The sequence below is a fragment of the Acidocella aluminiidurans genome, from assembly GCF_055383125.1.
Genome location: NZ_AP031589.1, coordinates 563,729 through 582,049, shown reverse-complemented (window position 1 = coordinate 582,049; position 18,321 = coordinate 563,729). Strand labels below are relative to the sequence as shown.

At 64.4% G+C, this 18,321-nt stretch carries 18 protein-coding genes, 1 tRNA gene and 1 pseudogene; 7 read left to right on the top strand and 13 right to left on the bottom strand.

What is annotated here, in order from left to right; all coding sequences use genetic code 11:
• Nucleotides 1–6: 6 nt before the first annotated feature.
• Nucleotides 7–1,442, top strand: a pseudogene (gene hpnJ, locus ACZ46S_RS03040) (hopanoid biosynthesis associated radical SAM protein HpnJ).
• Between the two features lie 241 nt (nt 1,443–1,683).
• Here hpnJ and ACZ46S_RS03035 read toward each other — a convergent pair.
• The 5 genes from ACZ46S_RS03035 to ACZ46S_RS03015 form a co-directional block, all read right to left on the bottom strand.
• Complete coding sequence (locus ACZ46S_RS03035; protein WP_464063304.1) at nt 1,684–2,172, bottom strand: peptidylprolyl isomerase; 489 nt, start codon at nt 2,170–2,172, stop codon at nt 1,684–1,686.
• A 56-nt stretch (nt 2,173–2,228) separates the two neighbouring features.
• Nucleotides 2,229–2,735 (bottom strand): pantetheine-phosphate adenylyltransferase, encoded by a 507-nt coding sequence (coaD, locus tag ACZ46S_RS03030; RefSeq protein ID WP_464063303.1) that lies wholly within the window; start codon nt 2,733–2,735, stop codon nt 2,229–2,231.
• Complete coding sequence (gene gyrA / locus ACZ46S_RS03025; RefSeq protein ID WP_464063302.1) at nt 2,728–5,463, bottom strand: DNA gyrase subunit A; 2,736 nt, start codon at nt 5,461–5,463, stop codon at nt 2,728–2,730. Before gyrA ends, coaD begins: the two co-directional genes overlap by 8 nt.
• Before the next feature lie 149 nt (nt 5,464–5,612).
• Nucleotides 5,613–6,194: a guanylate kinase gene (gene gmk, locus ACZ46S_RS03020; protein WP_295742633.1), complete on the bottom strand. Its 582-nt coding sequence runs from the start codon at nt 6,192–6,194 to the stop codon at nt 5,613–5,615.
• On the bottom strand, nt 6,187–7,086 hold the full coding sequence (locus tag ACZ46S_RS03015) for a YicC/YloC family endoribonuclease (RefSeq protein WP_464063301.1): 900 nt from the start codon (nt 7,084–7,086) through the stop codon (nt 6,187–6,189). Before ACZ46S_RS03015 ends, gmk begins: the two co-directional genes overlap by 8 nt.
• Nucleotides 7,087–7,467: 381 nt before the next feature.
• On the opposite strand from ACZ46S_RS03015, the gene ACZ46S_RS03010 reads away from it, so the two are divergent.
• Entirely contained in the window at nt 7,468–7,644 is a 177-nt protein-coding gene (locus ACZ46S_RS03010; RefSeq protein WP_464063300.1) for a hypothetical protein, read from the top strand.
• Between the two features lie 137 nt (nt 7,645–7,781).
• Here the strand turns inward: ACZ46S_RS03010 and ACZ46S_RS03005 are convergent, their stop codons facing one another.
• From ACZ46S_RS03005 to ACZ46S_RS02985, 5 genes are all read right to left on the bottom strand, one after another.
• A complete protein-coding gene (locus ACZ46S_RS03005; protein WP_295742624.1) occupies nt 7,782–8,759 on the bottom strand; it encodes a KpsF/GutQ family sugar-phosphate isomerase in 978 nt (325 codons plus the stop codon).
• Nucleotides 8,756–9,589, bottom strand: a complete 834-nt coding sequence (gene kdsA, locus ACZ46S_RS03000; RefSeq protein WP_464063299.1) for a 3-deoxy-8-phosphooctulonate synthase — start codon at nt 9,587–9,589, stop codon at nt 8,756–8,758. The genes ACZ46S_RS03005 and kdsA overlap by 4 nt, the downstream gene beginning before the upstream one ends.
• A 157-nt stretch (nt 9,590–9,746) precedes the next feature.
• Entirely contained in the window at nt 9,747–10,052 is a 306-nt protein-coding gene (locus ACZ46S_RS02995) for an ETC complex I subunit (RefSeq protein WP_026438692.1), read from the bottom strand.
• Between the two features lie 17 nt (nt 10,053–10,069).
• Nucleotides 10,070–10,146 (bottom strand) — tRNA-Pro (locus tag ACZ46S_RS02990).
• A 15-nt stretch (nt 10,147–10,161) separates the two neighbouring features.
• Complete coding sequence (locus ACZ46S_RS02985) at nt 10,162–10,662, bottom strand: DUF192 domain-containing protein (protein WP_295742617.1); 501 nt, start codon at nt 10,660–10,662, stop codon at nt 10,162–10,164.
• Nucleotides 10,663–10,761: 99 nt separating this feature from the next.
• On the opposite strand from ACZ46S_RS02985, the gene ACZ46S_RS02980 reads away from it, so the two are divergent.
• Nucleotides 10,762–12,159 carry an ArnT family glycosyltransferase gene (locus ACZ46S_RS02980; protein WP_464063298.1) on the top strand — a complete coding sequence of 466 codons (1,398 nt, stop codon included), beginning with the start codon at nt 10,762–10,764 and terminating at the stop codon, nt 12,157–12,159.
• Between the two features lie 18 nt (nt 12,160–12,177).
• Here ACZ46S_RS02980 and ACZ46S_RS02975 read toward each other — a convergent pair whose 3' ends face one another.
• Nucleotides 12,178–12,693, bottom strand: a complete 516-nt coding sequence (locus tag ACZ46S_RS02975) for a hypothetical protein (RefSeq protein ID WP_295742611.1) — start codon at nt 12,691–12,693, stop codon at nt 12,178–12,180.
• A 129-nt stretch (nt 12,694–12,822) separates the two neighbouring features.
• Here ACZ46S_RS02975 and ACZ46S_RS02970 point away from each other — a divergent pair, with 129 nt between their 5' ends.
• Nucleotides 12,823–13,446 (top strand): 2OG-Fe(II) oxygenase, encoded by a 624-nt coding sequence (locus ACZ46S_RS02970; protein ID WP_295742608.1) that lies wholly within the window; start codon nt 12,823–12,825, stop codon nt 13,444–13,446.
• Complete coding sequence (locus tag ACZ46S_RS02965) at nt 13,439–14,092, top strand: 2OG-Fe(II) oxygenase (protein ID WP_464063297.1); 654 nt, start codon at nt 13,439–13,441, stop codon at nt 14,090–14,092. The genes ACZ46S_RS02970 and ACZ46S_RS02965 overlap by 8 nt, the downstream gene beginning before the upstream one ends.
• 136 nt (nt 14,093–14,228) lie before the next feature.
• Here ACZ46S_RS02965 and ACZ46S_RS02960 read toward each other — a convergent pair whose 3' ends face one another.
• Both ACZ46S_RS02960 and ACZ46S_RS02955 read right to left on the bottom strand, forming a co-directional pair.
• Nucleotides 14,229–15,686, bottom strand: a complete 1,458-nt coding sequence (locus ACZ46S_RS02960) for an amino acid permease (protein WP_295742687.1) — start codon at nt 15,684–15,686, stop codon at nt 14,229–14,231.
• Between the two features lie 176 nt (nt 15,687–15,862).
• Nucleotides 15,863–16,465: a YjbE family putative metal transport protein gene (locus ACZ46S_RS02955; protein WP_464063296.1), complete on the bottom strand. Its 603-nt coding sequence runs from the start codon at nt 16,463–16,465 to the stop codon at nt 15,863–15,865.
• A 96-nt stretch (nt 16,466–16,561) separates the two neighbouring features.
• Between ACZ46S_RS02955 and purB the strand changes: the two genes are divergently transcribed.
• Entirely contained in the window at nt 16,562–17,893 is a 1,332-nt protein-coding gene (purB, locus tag ACZ46S_RS02950) for an adenylosuccinate lyase (protein WP_464063295.1), read from the top strand.
• A 64-nt stretch (nt 17,894–17,957) separates the two neighbouring features.
• Nucleotides 17,958–18,266: a hypothetical protein gene (locus tag ACZ46S_RS02945; protein WP_464063294.1), complete on the top strand. Its 309-nt coding sequence runs from the start codon at nt 17,958–17,960 to the stop codon at nt 18,264–18,266.
• Nucleotides 18,267–18,321: the final 55 nt, after the last annotated feature.

The window sequence follows — 18,321 nt, the reverse complement described above, 5'->3', positions numbered from 1 at the left end:
GACAAAATGACGATGAAAACCCTGTTTCTGCAGCCGCCCTCCTTCGATGGCTTCGATGGCGGCGCGGGCTCTCGCTACCAGGCCAAGCGCGAGATCAAGAGCTTCTGGTTCCCGACCTGGCTGGCCCAGCCCGCGGCCCTGCTGCCGGATTCCACCCTGATCGACGCCCCGCCGGCGAAGCTGACCATGGCGGATGTGCTCCCGCACGCCACCACTCACCAGTTGCTGATCATCCACACCTCCACCCCGTCCTTCGCGAATGACGTGAAGGTGGCGGAAGAGTTCAAGAAGCTGAACCCGGCGATGATGGTCGGCTTCATCGGCGCCAAGGTCGCGGTGCAGCCGGTGGAGAGCCTGGAGCGTGCCCCGGTTCTGGATTTCGTCTGCGGCAATGAGTTCGATTTCACCATCAAGGAAATCGCCGAGGGCAAGCCGCTGCCGGAGGTGCTCGGCATCTGGTGGCGCAACGGCAATGGCGAGATCTTGAAGAATGACGACCGCCCGCTGCTGATGGATATGGACGAGCTGCCCTTCGTTGTGGACGTGTATAAGAAGCATCTGCGGATGGAGGATTACTTCATCGGCTATCTGAAGCACCCCTACATCTCCATCTATACCGGCCGCGGCTGCAAATCCCATTGCACCTTCTGCCTGTGGCCGCAGACGGTGGGCGGGCATAAATACCGCACCCGTTCGGTGGGCAACGTGATCGCCGAAGTGAAGCGCGCCATCGAGCTGTTCCCGAATGTTCAGGAAATCATGTTCGATGACGACACCTTCACCGACAATCTGCCCCGCGCCGAGGAGATCGCGCGCGAGCTGGGCAAGCTGAAGATTTCCTGGTCCTGCAACGCCAAGGCCAATGTGCCCTACAGCACGCTGAAGGTGCTGAAGGAAAACGGGCTGCGCCTGCTGCTGGTGGGGTATGAATCCGGCAACCAGCAGATCCTGCACAATATCAAGAAGGGTTTGCGCGTCGATGTCGCCAAGCGCTTCACCGCCGATTGCCACAAGCTCGGCATCAAGATCCACGGCACCTTCATCGCCGGCCTGCCCGGCGAGACGCAGGAGACGCTGAAGGAAACCATCGAATTCGCCAAGGAGATCAACCCGCACACCATCCAGGTGTCGCTGGCCGCCCCTATCCCGGTACCTTCCTGTATAACCAGGCGGTGCAGGAAGGCTGGCTGGACGTGGCGAATGCCGAGCTGATCGACGAGCATGGCGTGCAGATCGCGCCGCTGCATTATCCGCATCTCTCCCACAAGGAGATTTTCGATTCGGTGGAAACGCTGTACCGCGAATTCTATTTCCGCCCGTCGAAGATTCTCTCCATCCTGAAGGAAATGGCGCTGTCCCCGCAAATGCTGGTGCGCCGCCTGCGTGAAGGGCTGGAGTTCAAGGCGTTCCTGAAAGAACGCCAGGAAACGAAAGTGGCGTAACAAAAGTTTTTTGGAGGCGCCCTTTTTTACAAAAAAGGGCGCACAAAAACCCCCAAGGAGCTCAACGCGCCTTGGGGGTTTTTTCATGCCCGGGCGTCAGGTGTTGTCTCCGCCCTACATTAACGTCCAAGCCACAGGCATAAAAAAACCGGAGGGCATTGAGCCCTCCGGTTTTTTGCTTCTCTTAAATGGGCGGCCCGATTCAGACGGCGCGGCTATGCCGCACCGTCATCGGGACGCCTTACGCAACCACCATCTTAATGATGGAATCCGGATCCTGAACAGACCCGGACGACCCCGAGCCCTTCTTGATCTGCTGCACGGCATCCATGCCCGCCGTCACCTGGCCGACGATGGTGTATTGGCCATCCAGCCAACTGCACGGATCGAAGCAGATGAAGAACTGGCTGTTCGCCGAATTCGGGTCCTGGGTGCGCGCCATGCCCACCGTGCCGGTGAGGAAGCTCGCATCCTGGGTGAATTCCGCCGGCAGGTTCGGCAACTGGCTGCCGCCGGTGCCGGTGTTGGTCGGATCGCCGGTCTGCGCCATGAAGCCGGCGATGACGCGGAAGAATTTGCAGCCATCATAAAAACCCTGCGCGGTCAGGGTGCGCAGCCGCTCAGCCGCCAGCGGCGCCAGGTCCGGGCGCAGCGTGATGGTGACGTCGCCATATTTCAGCGTCATCTTCAGATTGTTAGAGGCCGTGCTCTCGGCCATCGCGTCGCTCATGGTAGCTCCCGTCAGCAATGTAGCGGTTGTGGCAGTGATAAAGGTGCGGCGGGTGGTCATGCTTTCCCCTTCAGTTTTGCCTGGGTGGCCTCGCAGGTCTGCTTCGGCACGAAGCTGGAAATATCGCCACCGAACGCGGCAATATCCTTCACGAACCGCGAGGAAATGAACTGATGCGTCTCGCTCGCCATCAGAAACACCGTCTCGATCTTGGAATCCAGCCGGTAATTCATTCCGGCCATCTGAAACTCATAATCGAAATCGGAGACCGCGCGCAGGCCCCGGACAATCATGCCGGCTCCCACCTCGCGGGCGAAATCGATCAGCAGCGAGGAGAAGGGATGCACCTCGACCGGAATTCCCGCCTTCCCGGCAATCCCCGCCACCTCGGCGCGGACCAGCGCGACGCGCTCCTCCAGGCTGAAAATCGGCCCCTTGCCGATATTCACCGCCACCCCGATCACCAGCCTGTCCACCAGCCGCGTCGCGCGGGTGATGATATCCAGATGCCCGTTGGTGATCGGATCGAAGGTGCCCGGATAGAGCGCGACGCGTTCAGCCATCGATATTTTCCTCAGGCTCCGCCTGCTCATCTTCCAACACGGGGAAAACGGAGGTGACACGCTCATCGTCATCCAAACGGAAGAGTGTCACACCCATCGCGGTGCGGCCGGTCAGGCGCACCTGGTCCGCCGGCACGCGGATCAGCCGTCCGCCATCGGTCACCAGCATCACGTCATCGCCCGGGCGCACCGCGAAGCTCGCCGCCACGGCATTGCCGTTGCGCTTGGCATTCAGCGTGATGTTGGCCACACCCTGGCCGCCACGGCCGGTGACGCGATATTCATAGGCCGAAGAACGCTTGCCGAAGCCGGAATCGGTGACGGTGAGCAGAATTTCTTCCGCCTCGCCAAGTTCCTTGATCTTCTCTTCAGAGATCGCGATCTCGGCCACCGCCTCGTCGCTCTCCTCGGGCGCCGCGCCCTCTTCATCCGCCGCGGCATTGCGCTGCTTCAGATAGGCCGCGCGCTCTTCCACGCTGGCCTCGACATGGCGCAGCACGCACAGGCTCATCACCTCGTCATCCTTGCCCAGCTTGATGCCGCGCACGCCGGTGGAATCCCGCCCGGAGAACACGCGCAACGTCTCATCGCTGATCTGGAAGCGGATGCAGCGGCCCAGCTTGGTGGCGAGGAACACATCATCCCCATCCCGGCAGGTGGCCACACCGATCAGATGATCGCCCTCATCCAGCTTCATCGCGATCAGCCCGGAGGCGCGGACATTGCGGAAATCCGAAAGCTTGTTCCGGCGCACATTGCCCGACGAGGTGGCGAAGACCAGATGCAGATTTTCCCACAGGCTCTCATCCTGCGGCAGCGGCAGCACCGTGGTGATCTGATCGGAACCCAGCTCCGGCAGCAGATTCACCAAGGCCCGGCCCTTGGTATTCGCGGCCGCCTCCGGCAGACGCCAGACCTTTTCGCGATACACCTTGCCGCCGGAAGAGAAGAACAGCACGAATTGGTGCGTATGGGCGTTGAAGCTGCGGGTGACGATGTCATCCCCGCGCGTCGCCGCCGCCGAGCGTCCGCGCCCGCCGCGATTCTGCTGGCGGAACACCTCCAGCGGGGTCCGCTTGATGAAGCCGTCGCGGGTCAGGGTAATCACCATCTGCCCCGGCTCGATCAGGCTTTCATCGTCCAGATCCGCGTCCAGATCCTCGATCGAGGATCTGCGCGCGCTGCCGATCTTGTCCTTCGCCGCGACGATCTCGGTCTGCATCACCTCCAGCCTGCGGATGCGGCTGCCGATGATCTCCAGAAATTCCTTGATCTTGTCGGAGACTTCCGCAAGCTCGGCCTGGATCTTCTCACGCTCCAACCCGGTCAGGCGGGCCAAGCGCAGCTCCAGAATGCCGCGCGCCTGGGCTTCGGTCAGCTTGATCGTGTTATCCGCCGCCACGGCATTGCCGGAATCATCCACCAGGGCCAGCAGCGGCAGCACATCGTCCGCCGGCCAGTCGCGGGCCATCAAAGCCGCGCGCGCCGCGTTGGAATCAGGGGCGGCGCGAATGAGGCGGATCACCTCATCGATATTCGCCACCGCGATGCCAAGCCCGATCAGCAGATGCGCCCGGTCACGCGCCTTGTTGAGGTCGAACCGCGCCCGGCGCAGAATCACCTCCTCGCGGAATTCGATGAACAGGCCAAGCAACTCGCGCAGGCCCATCTGCCGCGGCTTGCCGCGGTCCAGCGCCAGCATGTTGATGCCGAAGCTTTGCTGCAGCGAGGTCAGGCGGTAGAGCTGGTTCAGCACCACTTCGCCGGTCGCATCGCGCTTCAGCTCGATGACGATGCGCATGCCCTCACGATCCGACTCATCGCGCAGATCCGCGATACCTTCGATCTCCTTGGCCCGCACCAGCTCGGCGATGCGCTCCAGCAGGGTGGATTTATTCACCTGATACGGGATTTCGGTGACGATGATCGCCTCGCGATCCTTGCGGATCTGCTCGATCGTCGCGCGCGAGCGCATGATGATGGAGCCGCGCCCGGTCTCGTAGGCGTTGCGAATGCCGGAGCGGCCGAGAATGATGCCGGCGGTCGGGAAATCCGGGCCGGGCACGATTTTCATAAGCTCTTCCAGCGTGATTTCCGGATTGGAAATCATCGCCAGCACCGCATCCATGATCTCGGTGGGGTTGTGCGGCGGGATATTGGTGGCCATGCCCACCGCGATGCCGCCGGCGCCGTTGATCAGCAGATTCGGGAACGCGGCGGGCAGAACCTTCGGCTCCTGCTCGCTTTCATCATAGTTGGCCTGGAAATCGACGGTGTCCTTGTCGATATCGGCCAGCAGCAGCATCGCCGGCGGGGCCAGGCGCATTTCGGTATAACGCGAGGCGGCGGGGTTATCGCCGTCGATGGAGCCGAAATTCCCCTGACCGTCGATCAGCGGCAGGCGCATGGAGAAATCCTGCGCCAGACGCACGCCCGCCAGATACACCGCCTGGTCGCCATGCGGATGGTATTTACCCAGCACGTCGCCGGTCATGCGGGCGGATTTGCGGTAGGGCTTGTCCGGCGTGTTGTTGGCCTCGTTCATCGCATACAAAATGCGGCGATGAACCGGCTTCAACCCGTCGCGCGCATCGGGCAGCGCGCGCGAGACGATGACGGACATGGCGTAATCCAGATAGGATTTACGCATCTCCTGCTCGATGGAAACCGGCTCCTGCCCGCGCGGCGTCAGCGGCCCCGCGCCCGGCTCGTTGGTGATCTCGCTCATGTCAGCGCAGAGTCGCGGTGGAGCCCGTTTGCCGTGCCGGCAGACGGGACGAAGATATTGATTTTACAGGCAAAAATTTTCCGCATTCTGCCGGTTTTATAGCATGCGCGCAGGGGCTTTACAAATCAGTGACCCCTGCGCGGCCCGCTTTAAACCTGGCGCTTCGTCTGCAGCCGGCTGGCGCGCAGAATCGCGCGGATATCGGCCAGCGCCACGTCGAGATCGTGATTCTCGACGATATAGTCGAACTCCCCGGCATGGCTGATCTCGGCCTCGGCATGCTGCATGCGGTGCGCCACCTGCTCGGCCGTGTCGCCGCGCTTGACCAGCCGGTTATGCAAAACCTCCAGCGAGGGCGGCTTGATGAAGACGCCGACCACATCCTCCCCCAAAGAGGCGCGCAGCTGCCGGAAACCCTGCCAATCGATGTCGAACATCACATCCCGCCCCTCGCGCAAGGCCGCTTCCACGGGCTGGCGCGGCGTGCCGTAGGAACGGCCGAACACTCTTGCATATTCCAGCAGCTCGCTCTGCTCCACCATTTCGTCAAAACGCGCCTGGGTGATGAAGAAATAATGCTTGCCTTCCTTCTCGCCGGGGCGGCGCTCGCGCGTCGTCACGCTCACCGAGAGCGAGAGCTGGTCGTCAATCTCCAGCAACGCGCGCGACAGCGTCGTCTTGCCCGCACCAGACGGTGCGGCCAGGACGAGACAAAGCCCGCGCCTACTCAACGTTCTGCACCTGCTCGCGCAGCTGCTCGATGGCAGCCTTCAGCGCGAGGCCGAGATTGGTGAGTTCGGTGGACGCCGATTTGCTGCATAGCGTGTTCGCCTCGCGGTTGAATTCCTGCATCAGGAAATCGAGCTTGCGCCCCACCGCGCCGCCTTCGGCCAGCAGCGCGCGGGCGGAGGCGATATGCGCGCTCAGCCGGTCCAGCTCCTCGCGCACATCGGATTTGGTGGCCAGCAGCGCGATCTCCTGGGCCAGCCGCTCTTCCGGAAAGCCCGGGGCATTGCCAAGCAGCTCCGCCAGCTGCGCGCTCAGCCGGGCGCGGTGCAGCTCAGGCTGCTGCGCGGCCAGGCTCAAGGCCTGGGCATGCAGCGTCTCGATCTCGGCCAGATTGGCGCGCAAAATCTCGTCCAGCTTCGCGCCCTCATCGGCGCGCGCCCGCGCCAGCCCGGCCAGCGCCTCGGCAAAGCCTGTCTGCACGGCGGCAGCCAAGGCCGCGCGTTGCGCCTCGCTCTCCTCAGGGGCGGTGGAGCGCATCACGCCCGGCAGGCCCAGCAGCGCCTCGGCGCGGGGCGGCAGCGCGCCGGGGATCGAATCCGCCAGCTCGATCGCCAGCGCCTTGATCCGCGCCAGCACCGCCATATCCGGCTGCACCTCGTTCGCGGCCTCGCGCTTCAGGCTCAGCGTACCCGAGACATTGCCGCGCTTCAGCACCTTGCCCACGGCCTCGCGCAGCGGAAACTCCAACGCCTCCAGCCCGCTCGGCAGACGCAATTTCACATCCAGCCCGCGCCCGTTCACGCTGCGCAGCTCCCAGGCGAAGCTCGCCGCCCCGTGCTCGCCCTGGGCGCGGGCGAAGCCCGTCATCGAAACAATCCGCACCTTCTCTGTCATGGGCTGGCCTCTTAGCAGGTGGGGGATAAACTCGCTACATGCCGGCCCCTCCCCGGCCCGCCGACCAGTGGCCATGAACGATTTGCTCGACCCGGAAACGAAGCGGCGCATCCCCACTGCCGGACGCAACGGAGAGACCGGCCGCTGACACCACCTCTGAACGTATAATAAAAACATTGTCGCGGTGAGGTTGTTGATCTATATGCGACGGCTCGGCTAGGACCGCTGAGGCCAGGGCCGCGCGATGCGGGCGTGAATATTCAAAGATGTTTACGCAGTTCTCTGAATCTTAACCTTTTCCACCATATTCAGGCGCTAAAATTTACCATATCCGGCACGTCCAGCAGCGCCGAATAAGCGGCGCAGAAAAGGTAGACCAATATGAGCAGCCAGGCTCTTCAGAACGTGATACTTTGGGCTGTGCCGCGCTTTCGCCGGCCCGACCCGGCCAATCCCCACCCGGCCACGGCCCCGCAAGGCTTCGCCGCTCCCACCCCCCGCGAGGCCGCCCCGGCGATGACGCCACAGCCCGAGCAGGATTTCCATAAGGCGTCCTGAGCGATAAAATGGGCCATGCGGCTCTCAGGCTGCCGCGCGCCCGAACCTTTTCGCCGCTTTGTTAACAGGAAAAGGCCTCTGGCGGCCTCGCACCGGGGGGCGGACCCTTCGCCGCCGCCCCAGACATGTTTAGAACATCAAACCACGCCCGCGCGCAGCAGATCGTGAATATGCAGCAGCCCGACGGGCTTGCTCTCCTCCACCACGAACATGCAGGTAATCTGCGCGTCGCTCATCCGGGCCAAAGCCTGCGCGGCCATGGCATCGGCGGTGATCGTGTGCGGCGGATGCCGCCGCCCCATCGCCTCACGCGCCGGCATATCCTTGAACCCGGCCTGGAAGGCGCGGCGCAGATCGCCATCCGTCAGCACGCCGATCAGCGCCCCTGCCCCATCCACCACCCCGGCAATGCCGAAGCGCTTCGAGGTCATCTCCACGATGCCAGCCGAGAGCATGGTCTCCTGGCCGATGATCGGCATTTCCGCGCCTTTATGCATCAGCTGGCTCACGCTGATCAGCTGGGCGCCGAGCTTGCCGCCAGGATGGAAGCGGCGAAAATCCGTCGCGGTGAAGCCGCGCCGCTCCAGCAGCAGCACCGCCAGCACGTCGCCGGCCACCAGGGTCATCGTGGTCGAGGTGGTCGGCGCCACCTTGTTCGGGCAGGCTTCCTCGGCGGCCGGCAGAAACAGCCCGATATCCGCCGACCGCCCCAAGGCGCTCTCCGGCCGGGCGGTGATGGCGATCAATTTATGGCCGAAGCGCTTGGCGTAGTTGATGATATTCGCCAGCTCCGGCGCCTCGCCGGACCAGGACAGGGCCAGCACCACATCATTGGGGGCGACCATGCCGAGATCGCCATGGCTGGCCTCGGCCGGATGCACGAAATGGCTATGGGTGCCGGTGCTGGCCAAGGTGGCCGCAATCTTCTTGCCGATATGGCCGGACTTGCCCATGCCGGTGACGATGACGGAGCCGCCGCTCTGCTCGATGGCCTCCACCGCCGCCAGAAACGCATCGCCGAGCGCGCCGTCCAGAGCCGCGCGCAGCGCCGCCAGCCCCTCCATCTCGATATCCAGCGTGCGCAGCATCCGCGCCCGCGCGGAAAGCTCGCTCACGCCTTGGCCACCGCGTCGAACGCCATCAGCCGCGCCACCAGCGCCTCGAAATCCTTCAGCGCGATCATGTTCGGGCCGTCGGAGGGGGCGTTGTCCGGGTCTGGATGGGTCTCGATGAACAGCCCGGCCACCCCCACCGCCACGGCGGCGCGGGCCAGCACCGGCACGAATTCGCGCTGCCCGCCGGAGGAGCCGCCCTGCCCGCCCGGCTGCTGCACGGAATGGGTGGCATCGAAAATCACCGGCGCGCCGTAGCCGGCCATCAACGGCAGACCGCGGAAGTCCGAAACCAGCGTGTTATAGCCGAAGCTGGTGCCGCGCTCGGTCAGCATCACCTTGGGGTTGCCGGACTCGGTGAGCTTTTCCACGACATTCTTCATGTCCCAGGGGGCGAGGAACTGGCCCTTCTTCACATTCACCACCGCGCCGGTCTGCGCGGCGGCGATCAGCAGATCGGTCTGGCGGCAGAGAAAGGCGGGGATTTGCAGAATATCCACCACCTGCGCCACCGGGGCGCATTGCTCGCGCTCATGCACGTCGGTCAGCAGCGGCAGGCCGAGCTTGGCTTTGATATCGGCGAAGATCTGCAGGGCGGCATCGAGCCCGACGCCGCGCTTGCCCTTCAGCGAGGTGCGATTGGCTTTGTCGAAGGAGGATTTGAAGACGAGGCCGATGCCCAGGCGTGCGGCGATCTCTTTCAGGGCGCTGGCGCATTCGAAGGCGTGAGCGGCGCTTTCGATCTGGCAGGGCCCGGCGATCAGCGCCATGGGAAGGTTGTTGCCGAAGCGCACGCCGCCAATTTCGAGAATTGGCTCGGGCAGGTTGGCCATGTCGTTTTTGAATCCTGAATAAAGTTATAAAAGTTTTTTGGTGCCGCTTTTTTACAAAAAAGCGGTGAAGAGCGGTGGGGCGTATGCAACGCCGCCGTCACCACCCAAACGTTTTTCGCCGCTTTTTGAAAAAAGCGGCACCAAAAACTTTTGCGAATTAGTGGGTCCAGTTTTCCTTGCGGTCGGCGCGGAAATTATCGGCATAGGATTTCGGCTTATGCACCCGCGCCGGCGGGATCTCGACATCATACGGAATGCCCTGCGCCTCGGCATAGGCGATGGCGGCCTCCTTGGTCTCGAAGCTCAGGCGGATCTGCTGGCGCATATCGTCCGAGCCGGTCCAGCCCATCAGCGGGTCGCGGATCTTGGCTTTCTCCGGCTCATATTGCAGCACCCAGCGATGGGTGCGCGCCAGACCGGACTGCATGGCCGATTTGGGAGGAAGAAAGATACGAGCCCGCATGCAACATCACTCCTGACTGGTCGGGGCGCCCGGATTCGAACCGGGGGCCTCTTGTACCCAAAACAAGCGCGCTACCAGGCTGCGCCACGCCCCGAACTGCCCCGGGGACTTAGCTCCCCGGGAAGGGCTTGGCAATCACCTGATCGCCGACATTGATATCATCCTTCGCCGTCAGCCCGCCTTGCAGCTCCAGCACCGCCTTCACCGGCTCCGGCGGGGCGATGGGCTTCAGCGAATAAGGCACGGTCATCTCGGCGATGGAGACAATTTTTCCATCGGCGCCGATGAACACCATATCCTCCGGCACCGGGCAGTTCTTCATCCACATCGCGGTGCTCTGCGGCTGCGGCCAGATGAACAGCATGCCGCTATCGGCCGGGATGTCCGTGCGGAACATCTCGCCAGTATCCTGCTGCTGCTGGGTCTTGGGGATTTCGACGGTGAAGTTGAAAACCTTGCCGGCGGCGGTTTTGATCTGCAGAGGCTGGGTCGGCAGCTTGGGCTGCGGGCCGGTCGGATCGTCACTGGCCGGCTGCGCCAGGGCCATGGGCCCGGCCAGCAGGGATGCGGCCCACAGAGAGGCGGTCAGGGAATAGGCGAAAAGCTTCATGTCACTCCTCCGTGCGCGCCCCTATGTGCCGAAGCCCCGCGCCCAAGGCAAGCACCCGACAGATGGACAGGCGCCAAGCCCGCATGCGACAAATTCCCGGTGAGACGCGCCTGGCCTGTCGCCTGTTTTCTGCTCCTGGCCGTGCTGCTGCGGCTGGCGGTGCTGCATCGCTCGGTGCTGGACTGGGACGAGAGCCTGTATGTGCTGATGGCGCGGGACTGGCTGGCCGGCCACCTGCCCTATACCCGGATCTGGGACAACAAGCCGCCGGGCATCTATGCGATGTTCGCGGTTTTTCAGGCGATCATCCCCGGCATCGCCGCGATCCGCATCGCCAGTTCGCTCTGCCTGGGACTGGAGGGCTGGGCGGTGCGGGGCATCGTGATGGCGCTGGGCGGCCGGGCCTCAGCCGGCTGGGCGGCGGGCTTGCTGGCGCTGCTGGCCGGGCTTTCCAATGACGGGCTTTCCGCCAATACCGAACCCTTCATGGCCTGCTGCATCGCGCTTGCGGTGCTGTGCGTGCTGCGCGGCGGCCCGGCCTGGCTGGCGGGGCTCGGGCTGGGGGCTGGGGTGATGGTGAAATATGTCTGCGCGCCGGAGGCGCTGCTGGTGCTGGCACTGCTCTGGCGGTTGCGCGGCACGCGGGCGGTACTGGCCGGCGCGCTCGGCGCGGCACTGCCGCCGCTGGCGGCCGCCTTGCTCTATCTCGCCGCCGGTCGCTTCGGGCTTTTGTGGGACGATGCGATCCTCGCCAATCTCCGCCGCGCCGGGGTGCCGTTTTCCTGGGCGCAGGCGCGTTTCGCGGCGGCGCAACAGGCGGGGCGCTGGGGGATGCTCTATCTCGCGGCTCTGGCCGGCCTGCTCACAGCGCGAGGCAGCGGGCCGCGCTGGTTCCTGCCGCTCTGGCTGCTGGCCTCCCTGCTCGGCGCGCTGAGTGCTAAGAGTTTCTACGACCATTATTTTCTCGAGCTGTTGCCGCCGCTCTGCGTGGCGGCGGGGCTGGCGCTGGCGCGGCTGCCTTGGCGCATGGCCCGCGCGCTCGCCGCCCTGGCGATCGCCGCCCAGCTTTGCCTCGCCGCCTGGCAGGCTTTCGCCCCGTTTACCGGGCCGGACAGCGTGCGGGCCGCCGCCCGGCTGATCCGCGCCGCGGCGCCGAACAGCCTGTATGTCTTCGATTCGCAGCCGATTCTCTACGCGCTGACCGGGCTGACGCCGCCGACCCGGTTCGTGCTGCCCTCCGAGCTGACCGGCCGGACCCTGCCCGGCGTCGCCCGGGTCAACCCGGTGCAGGAAGTGACGCGGATTTTGGCGCAGCGCCCGCAGATCATCGCCACCCATAGCTGGCCGCCCGACCCAGCCACCACCGATCCGGATGTCTATACCGAGCTGCAGGCCGCCCTGGCCGCGCATTACCGGCTCTGGGCGCATGTCCCCGGCATCAACCTGTTCCTGCTGCGCTCCGGTGCTCGCAAATCACCACTTGACGACTCACCATAGCGACTTTTGAAACAGCCTCTAACCCTTCAATAAATCCGACAATTTCGCGCAGGCGGCCTCGGCCTGCAAAGCCGCCTCGCGCAGCGCCGGTTCATCGAAAAACGCCAGCCCGCGCAGCGCGATCATCCCAGCCGCCAGCCCCTTGCTCTCGATCAGCCGCGCCACCTCCTGCATGCCGCGCGCAACCTCGCTGGAGCGCAGCGGCGCGCCGAAAAATTCCAGCCCGGCCTTGCTGCCCACCGCCCAGCAGCGCCGTGCCCGGCGTTGCGCCCCGCCGGCCACCTGCAGCACCATCTCCTCGGGCAGATTGACCACGGTGCCGAGATCCACCAGCGCGCCGGTATCGGATTCATCCAGCACCAGACAATCATAAACCCCTTGCGCATAGCCTTCCCCGACCAGCAGCTTGGCGCTTTTGATCACCCCGAAGCGCGGTGCGACCCGGCGTTCCGCCAGCAGCGCCTTGCTGAAGGCGGCGCTATCGAACGGGCTGGGAGGTTTGCCGGAAAACATCTGGGAAGGCCTGTGGTCCAATCTTCGCTCCGGCCAGGATGCGGCGAAAAGCTTAATAAAGGCCAAATGCCGCCGGCCAAGCTTGATCCAGGTCAATGAGATAGGCCGGCAACACGCCTAGCTCCGGCCTATCCCAGGACTGGATCTCCCATGCCGATTCTCGATCTCGACCGGTTCGCCCAGACCAAGCTGACCACCGCCCCGTTCAAGCATATGGTGGTGAGCGATTTCATCATCGCCGATCAGAAACAGGCGGTGCTGCGGGATTTCCCCGCCATCGACCATGCCGGGCTGCTGCCGGTGGAGGCCACCCGCCCCGGCCCCAGCTTCGCCGCTTTGATCGACGAGCTGACCGGCCCGGCGCTGACCCTGGCCGTCTCGCGCAAATTCGGCATCGACCTCACCGGCCGGCCGACCATGGTGACCATCCGCGGCCGCGCCCAGGAAAAGGACGGGCGCATCCATACCGACAGCGAGACCAAGCTGATCACCGCCCTGCTCTATTTCAACGAGGACTGGCAATCCCAGGGCGGGCGGCTACGGCTGCTGCGCGCGGCGGATGATCTTAATGACATCATCACCGAGGTGCCGCCCAGCCTGGGCACGCTGGTTGCTTTTCAGCGCAGCGATAATTCCTTTCACGGGCATGAGCCGTTCGTCGGGGTGCGGCGCTATGTGATGATCAACTGGATGGCCAGTGGCTTTGCCGCCCAGCGCGAGCTGATGCGCCACCGCCTCTCTGCCCAGGCCAAGCGTCTGCTCAATTATGCTTGAGCTGCCGGTTACCCCCTCCCTCCTCGCCAGCCTGGACGCGGCCCAGGCGCAGGCCGCGCCCTATCCGCACTGGCTGCTCCGCCATGTGCTGCCAGAGGCGTTGCCCGAGGAAATCTGCGCCCTGCCGCTCGCCCCGCCCGCCATCGGCGACACCCAGGGGCGGCGCGAGACGCATAATTCCACCCGGCTGTTTTTCGGCGCGGGGGCACGGGCGGCGTACCCGGCCTGCGCCGCCCTCGCCCGCGCCTTTCAAGGCCAAGAGGTCACCGACAGGCTGCAGGCCCTGACCGGCGCGCGGCTGCGCGGCGGTTTTCTGCGCATCGAATATTGCCAGGATCGCGATGGGTTCTGGCTGGAGCCGCATACCGATATCGGGGCGAAATTCTTCACCTTGCTGATCTATCTGAACGACCCGCCGGCGGGGGAGGATTGGGGGACAGACATCTATGCGAGCCCTGAAGCCTGGCTCGGCCCGGCGCCATCCGGGCGCAATCAGGGGCTGATTTTCGTGCCGGGGACGGATAGCTGGCACGGGTTCGAGAAACGCCCCATCACCGGGGTGCGGCGCACGCTGATCGTGAATTACGTGACGCCCGACTGGCGGGCGCGGCATGAGCTGGCCTATCCGGAAGCACCGATAGGGTAAAAGTTTTTGGTGCAGCTTTTTTCAAAAAGCTGCAAAAAATGCCGGGGCGGATGCAACACCGCCGTCGCCCCTCTGATCTTTCTCCAATCCCCCTAGCCAGGCCCCGCCATGACTGGCTGGGGCCTGGATTGGAGGTTCAGTCCTTCACCTCGGTATCGCCGAGCAATTCGGTGAGCAGCGCCGAGGGCGCGGTGGGGCTGAACAGCGCGGATCGCTTCAGCACGAACCAGCCCACCGCCAGGCAGATGATCACCAGCGGGATCAGCGCCACGGTGAAGGTGCCGTCCGGGTAATCGAAGCCCATCAGCACCAGCACCGCCAGCAGGAACGCCAATGTCGCCCATGAGGTCACCGGCGCGCCCGGCATGCGGAATTCCACCTTCGGCACGCTGCCATTGGCCTGGGCGCGGCGCAGTTTCATCTGGCAGATGATGATGAAGGCCCAGGTGCTGAGAATGCCCAAAGAGGCGACATTGAGCACGATCTCGAACACCTGGCTCGGCACCAGATAATTCAGGATCACCCCGAAGAAATAGATCACCAGCGTCACAACGATGCCGCCATAGGGCACCTTGGCCTTGTTCATCTTGCCGACGAAATCCGGCGCCGAGCCGCCCATGGAGAGCGCGCGCAGCACCCGCCCGGTGGAATAGAGCCCGGAATTCAGCGAGGAGAGCGCGGCCGTCAGCACCACCAGATTCATGATGGTGCCGATGCCGGGCACGCCGAGCGAGCCAAAGAAGGTCACGAACGGGCTGGTGCCGGCCTTATAGGCGCTCCAGGGCATCAGCAGCACCAGCAGCACCACGGAGCCGACATAGAAAATGCCGATCCGGTACATCACCGCGTTGATCGCCTTCGGCAGGATGCGCTTCACATCCTGCGCCTCGCCCGCCGCGGTGCCGACCAGCTCGATGCCGGCATAGGCGAAGACCACGCCCTGCATCAGCACCACCGCCGGCAGCAGCCCGTGCGGGAAGATGCCGCCATGATCGGCGATCAGATGCAGCCCGGTCGCGGTGCCGGCCACCGGATGGCCGATGAGGAGGAAGACCACGCCGATGATCAGGAACAGCACCAGCGCGCCGACCTTGATCAGCGAGAACCAGAATTCCATCTCGCCGAACCAGCCCACCGCCATCAGGTTCATCGCCCCGATGATCGCCATGGCGATGAAGGCGAACAGCCATTGCGGCACGCCATCGAACATATGCCAATATTTCATATAGAGGGCGGCGGCGGTGGTATCGACGATGCCGGTCATCGCCCAGTTCAAATAATACATCCAGCCGGCGATGAAGGAGCCGCGCTCGCCCATGAATTCCCGCGCATAGGAGACGAAGCTGCCGGAGGTGGGGCGGTGCATCACCAGCTCGCCCAAAGCGCGCATGATAAAGAAGCAGAAAATGCCGCATACCGCATAGACCAGCGCCAGAGACGGGCCAGCCTGTTGCAGACGCCCGCCAGCCCCCAGGAACAGCCCGGTGCCGATGGCGCCGCCAATGGCGATCATCTGCACCTGCCTCGGTTTCAGCCCCTTATGGTAGCCTTCCTCATGGGATTCCAGCCAGGCGCGCTTCTGCGCGGCATTCATGGTTTCAGTGGGTTCGGTCCCCATGCGCGATCCTTTTAAAATATTTTTGCGTCAAAGCGGAGCGCCACGGCGGAGCCGTGGCTTATGTCAGAAGGCTGAACCGACCAGCTTCATTCTGCAAAGAGAATTTTAGCCGCTGCGGCTAACCGGTGGATGAACTCTGCGTCAGGCGCGGCTCAGTGCAACACATGCGCCAAATGCGGCGCCACCTGGTGCCAGCCCTCCCAGATCATCTGCAAGGCGACATAGGCGACGATGGCGATGCCGCCCCAGGCCACCCAGGGGAAGCGCTGCATGATCCGTGCCACGAGGCTGGCCGCCACCCCCATCAGCGCCACCGAGACGATCAGCCCCACCGCCAGCAGCCAGGGATGGTCATGCGCGGCGCCGGCCACGGCCAGCACATTATCCAGGCTCATCGAGAGATCGGCGACGACGATCTTCCAGATCGCGGCGCGCAGGCTGGCGGGGGCGGCGGTGCTGACCGCCACGCTCTGGCGATGCGCGTAAAGCTCGCGGGCGGATTTCCACACCACCCAGAGCAGCAGCAGCCCACCCGCCAAAGTGAGGCCGATCACCGCCAGCAGCTTCAGCGCCAGCAGCGCGAAGATGATCCGGATGATGGTGGCGCCGCCAATGCCGGCCAGAATCGCCACACGCCTTTGCTCCGGCGCCAGCCGCGCCACGGCGATGCCGATGACGATGGCGTTATCCCCGGCCAGAACCAGATCGATCAGCAGGATCTGCGCCAGGACGGCGGCGAGGCTGAGTATATCCATGCGCGGGAGGTGTCTCAGTCCGGCATGTCTTGTCAATGCGGGCGCAACTGATTAGGCGAGGCGCAGATTTCCCCCGTTTCGCCGCAGGAGTGCCCGATGATCCCCCGCTATACCCGCCCCGAGGCCGCCGCCATCTGGACCCAGGAAAACAAGTACCGGATCTGGTTCGCGATCGAGGCCTATGCCTGCGAGGCGATGGCGCAGGTGGGCGCGATTCCGGCCGAGGCGGCGCGGGTGATCCGCGAGAAGGGCGATGTCGCGATGGCCGCCTTCACCGAGGCGGATACGCGGGAGATCGACGAGATCGAGGCCGTCACCCGCCATGACGTCATCGCCTTCCTGACCTGGCTGGCCAAGCGCGTGGGCGAGGAAAGCCGCTTCGTGCATCAGGGCCTCACCTCCTCGGACGTGCTGGATACCTGCCTCGCCGTGCAGCTGACGCAAGCGGCGGATCTGCTGCTGGCGGATCTGGATAAGGTGCTGGCGGCGCTGGAGAAGCGCGCCAAGGAGCATAAATACACGCTGACCATCGGCCGCAGCCACGGCATCCATGCCGAGCCGACCAGCTTTGGCCTGAAGCTGGCCGGGCATTATGCCGAATTCGCCCGCAATAAGCAGCGTCTGATCGCGGCGCGGGCCGAGATCGCCACCTGCGCGATTTCCGGCGCGGTCGGCACCTTCGCGCATGTGGATCCCCGCGTTGAGGAATATGTGGCCGAGAAGCTGGGGCTGGCCTCCGAGCCGGTGTCCACCCAGGTGATCCCGCGTGACCGCCATGCGGCCTTCTTCGCCACTTTGGGGGTGATCGCCTCTTCGGTGGAGCGTCTGGCGACCGAGGTGCGGCATTTGCAGCGCTCCGAAGTGCGCGAGGCGGAGGAATTCTTCCATGCCGGGCAGAAGGGCTCATCGGCGATGCCGCATAAGCGCAACCCGGTGCTGTCCGAAAATCTCTGCGGCCTCGCCCGGCTGGTGCGCGCCGCGGTGATCCCGGCGATGGAGAATGTGGCGCTGTGGCATGAGCGCGATATCTCGCACTCCTCGGTGGAGCGCGGCATCGGCCCGGATGCGACCGTGACCCTGGATTTCGCCCTGGTGCGTCTGGCCGGGATGATGGACAAGCTGACCATCTACCCCGAACAGATGGCCGCCAATGTCGAGAGCCTGGGCGGGGTGGTGCATTCCGGCGAGGTGCTGCTGGTGCTGACCAAGGCCGGCTTCTCCCGCGAGGATTCCTATAAGATCATCCAGCGCAACGCGATGGCGACCTGGACCAGGCTCGGCCAGCCCGACGCCAAGAGCTTCCGCGAGAATCTGCTGGCCGATGAAGAGGTGGCGGCCCGGGTGCCGGTGGAGGCGATCGACAAGGCGATGAGTGCCGAGATGCACCACGCGCATGTGGATACCATCTTCAAGCGCGTTTTTGGCTGAGGCTCAACGCAGCCTTGCCGAAAAAGGACTGGCGCGGGCGGGCTGAGTGCGGTTTAGGGGGCGCATGCGCCTGACCTTGCTCGCCCTTTTCGCCGCCGCTTTTGTCGCTTTGGCTCTCGGGCTGGGATTTTCGGGCATGGCGCCGGCCGGTGTGGATGGCAGCCCCTTCCGCACCTTGGCCGGCTCGTCATTGATCGGCCGAGGGACGCTGATGGCGATCCTGTTCGGCGGCAGCTTCACGCTATTGCCGCTGGGGCTGGTGGTGGCGGGCATTCTGGGCATGGCGCGCAATGCGCCGCCGCGGCCGCCGCGTGCCAAACGCAGCCTTCGCCGCGCCAAACAGACCGAAACCGAGCAGCTGCAGACGGTTTGACGCGCCGCGCCGGGCGTTCAGGGCATCTCGCTCTCAGTTGGCGGCACTGATTTTT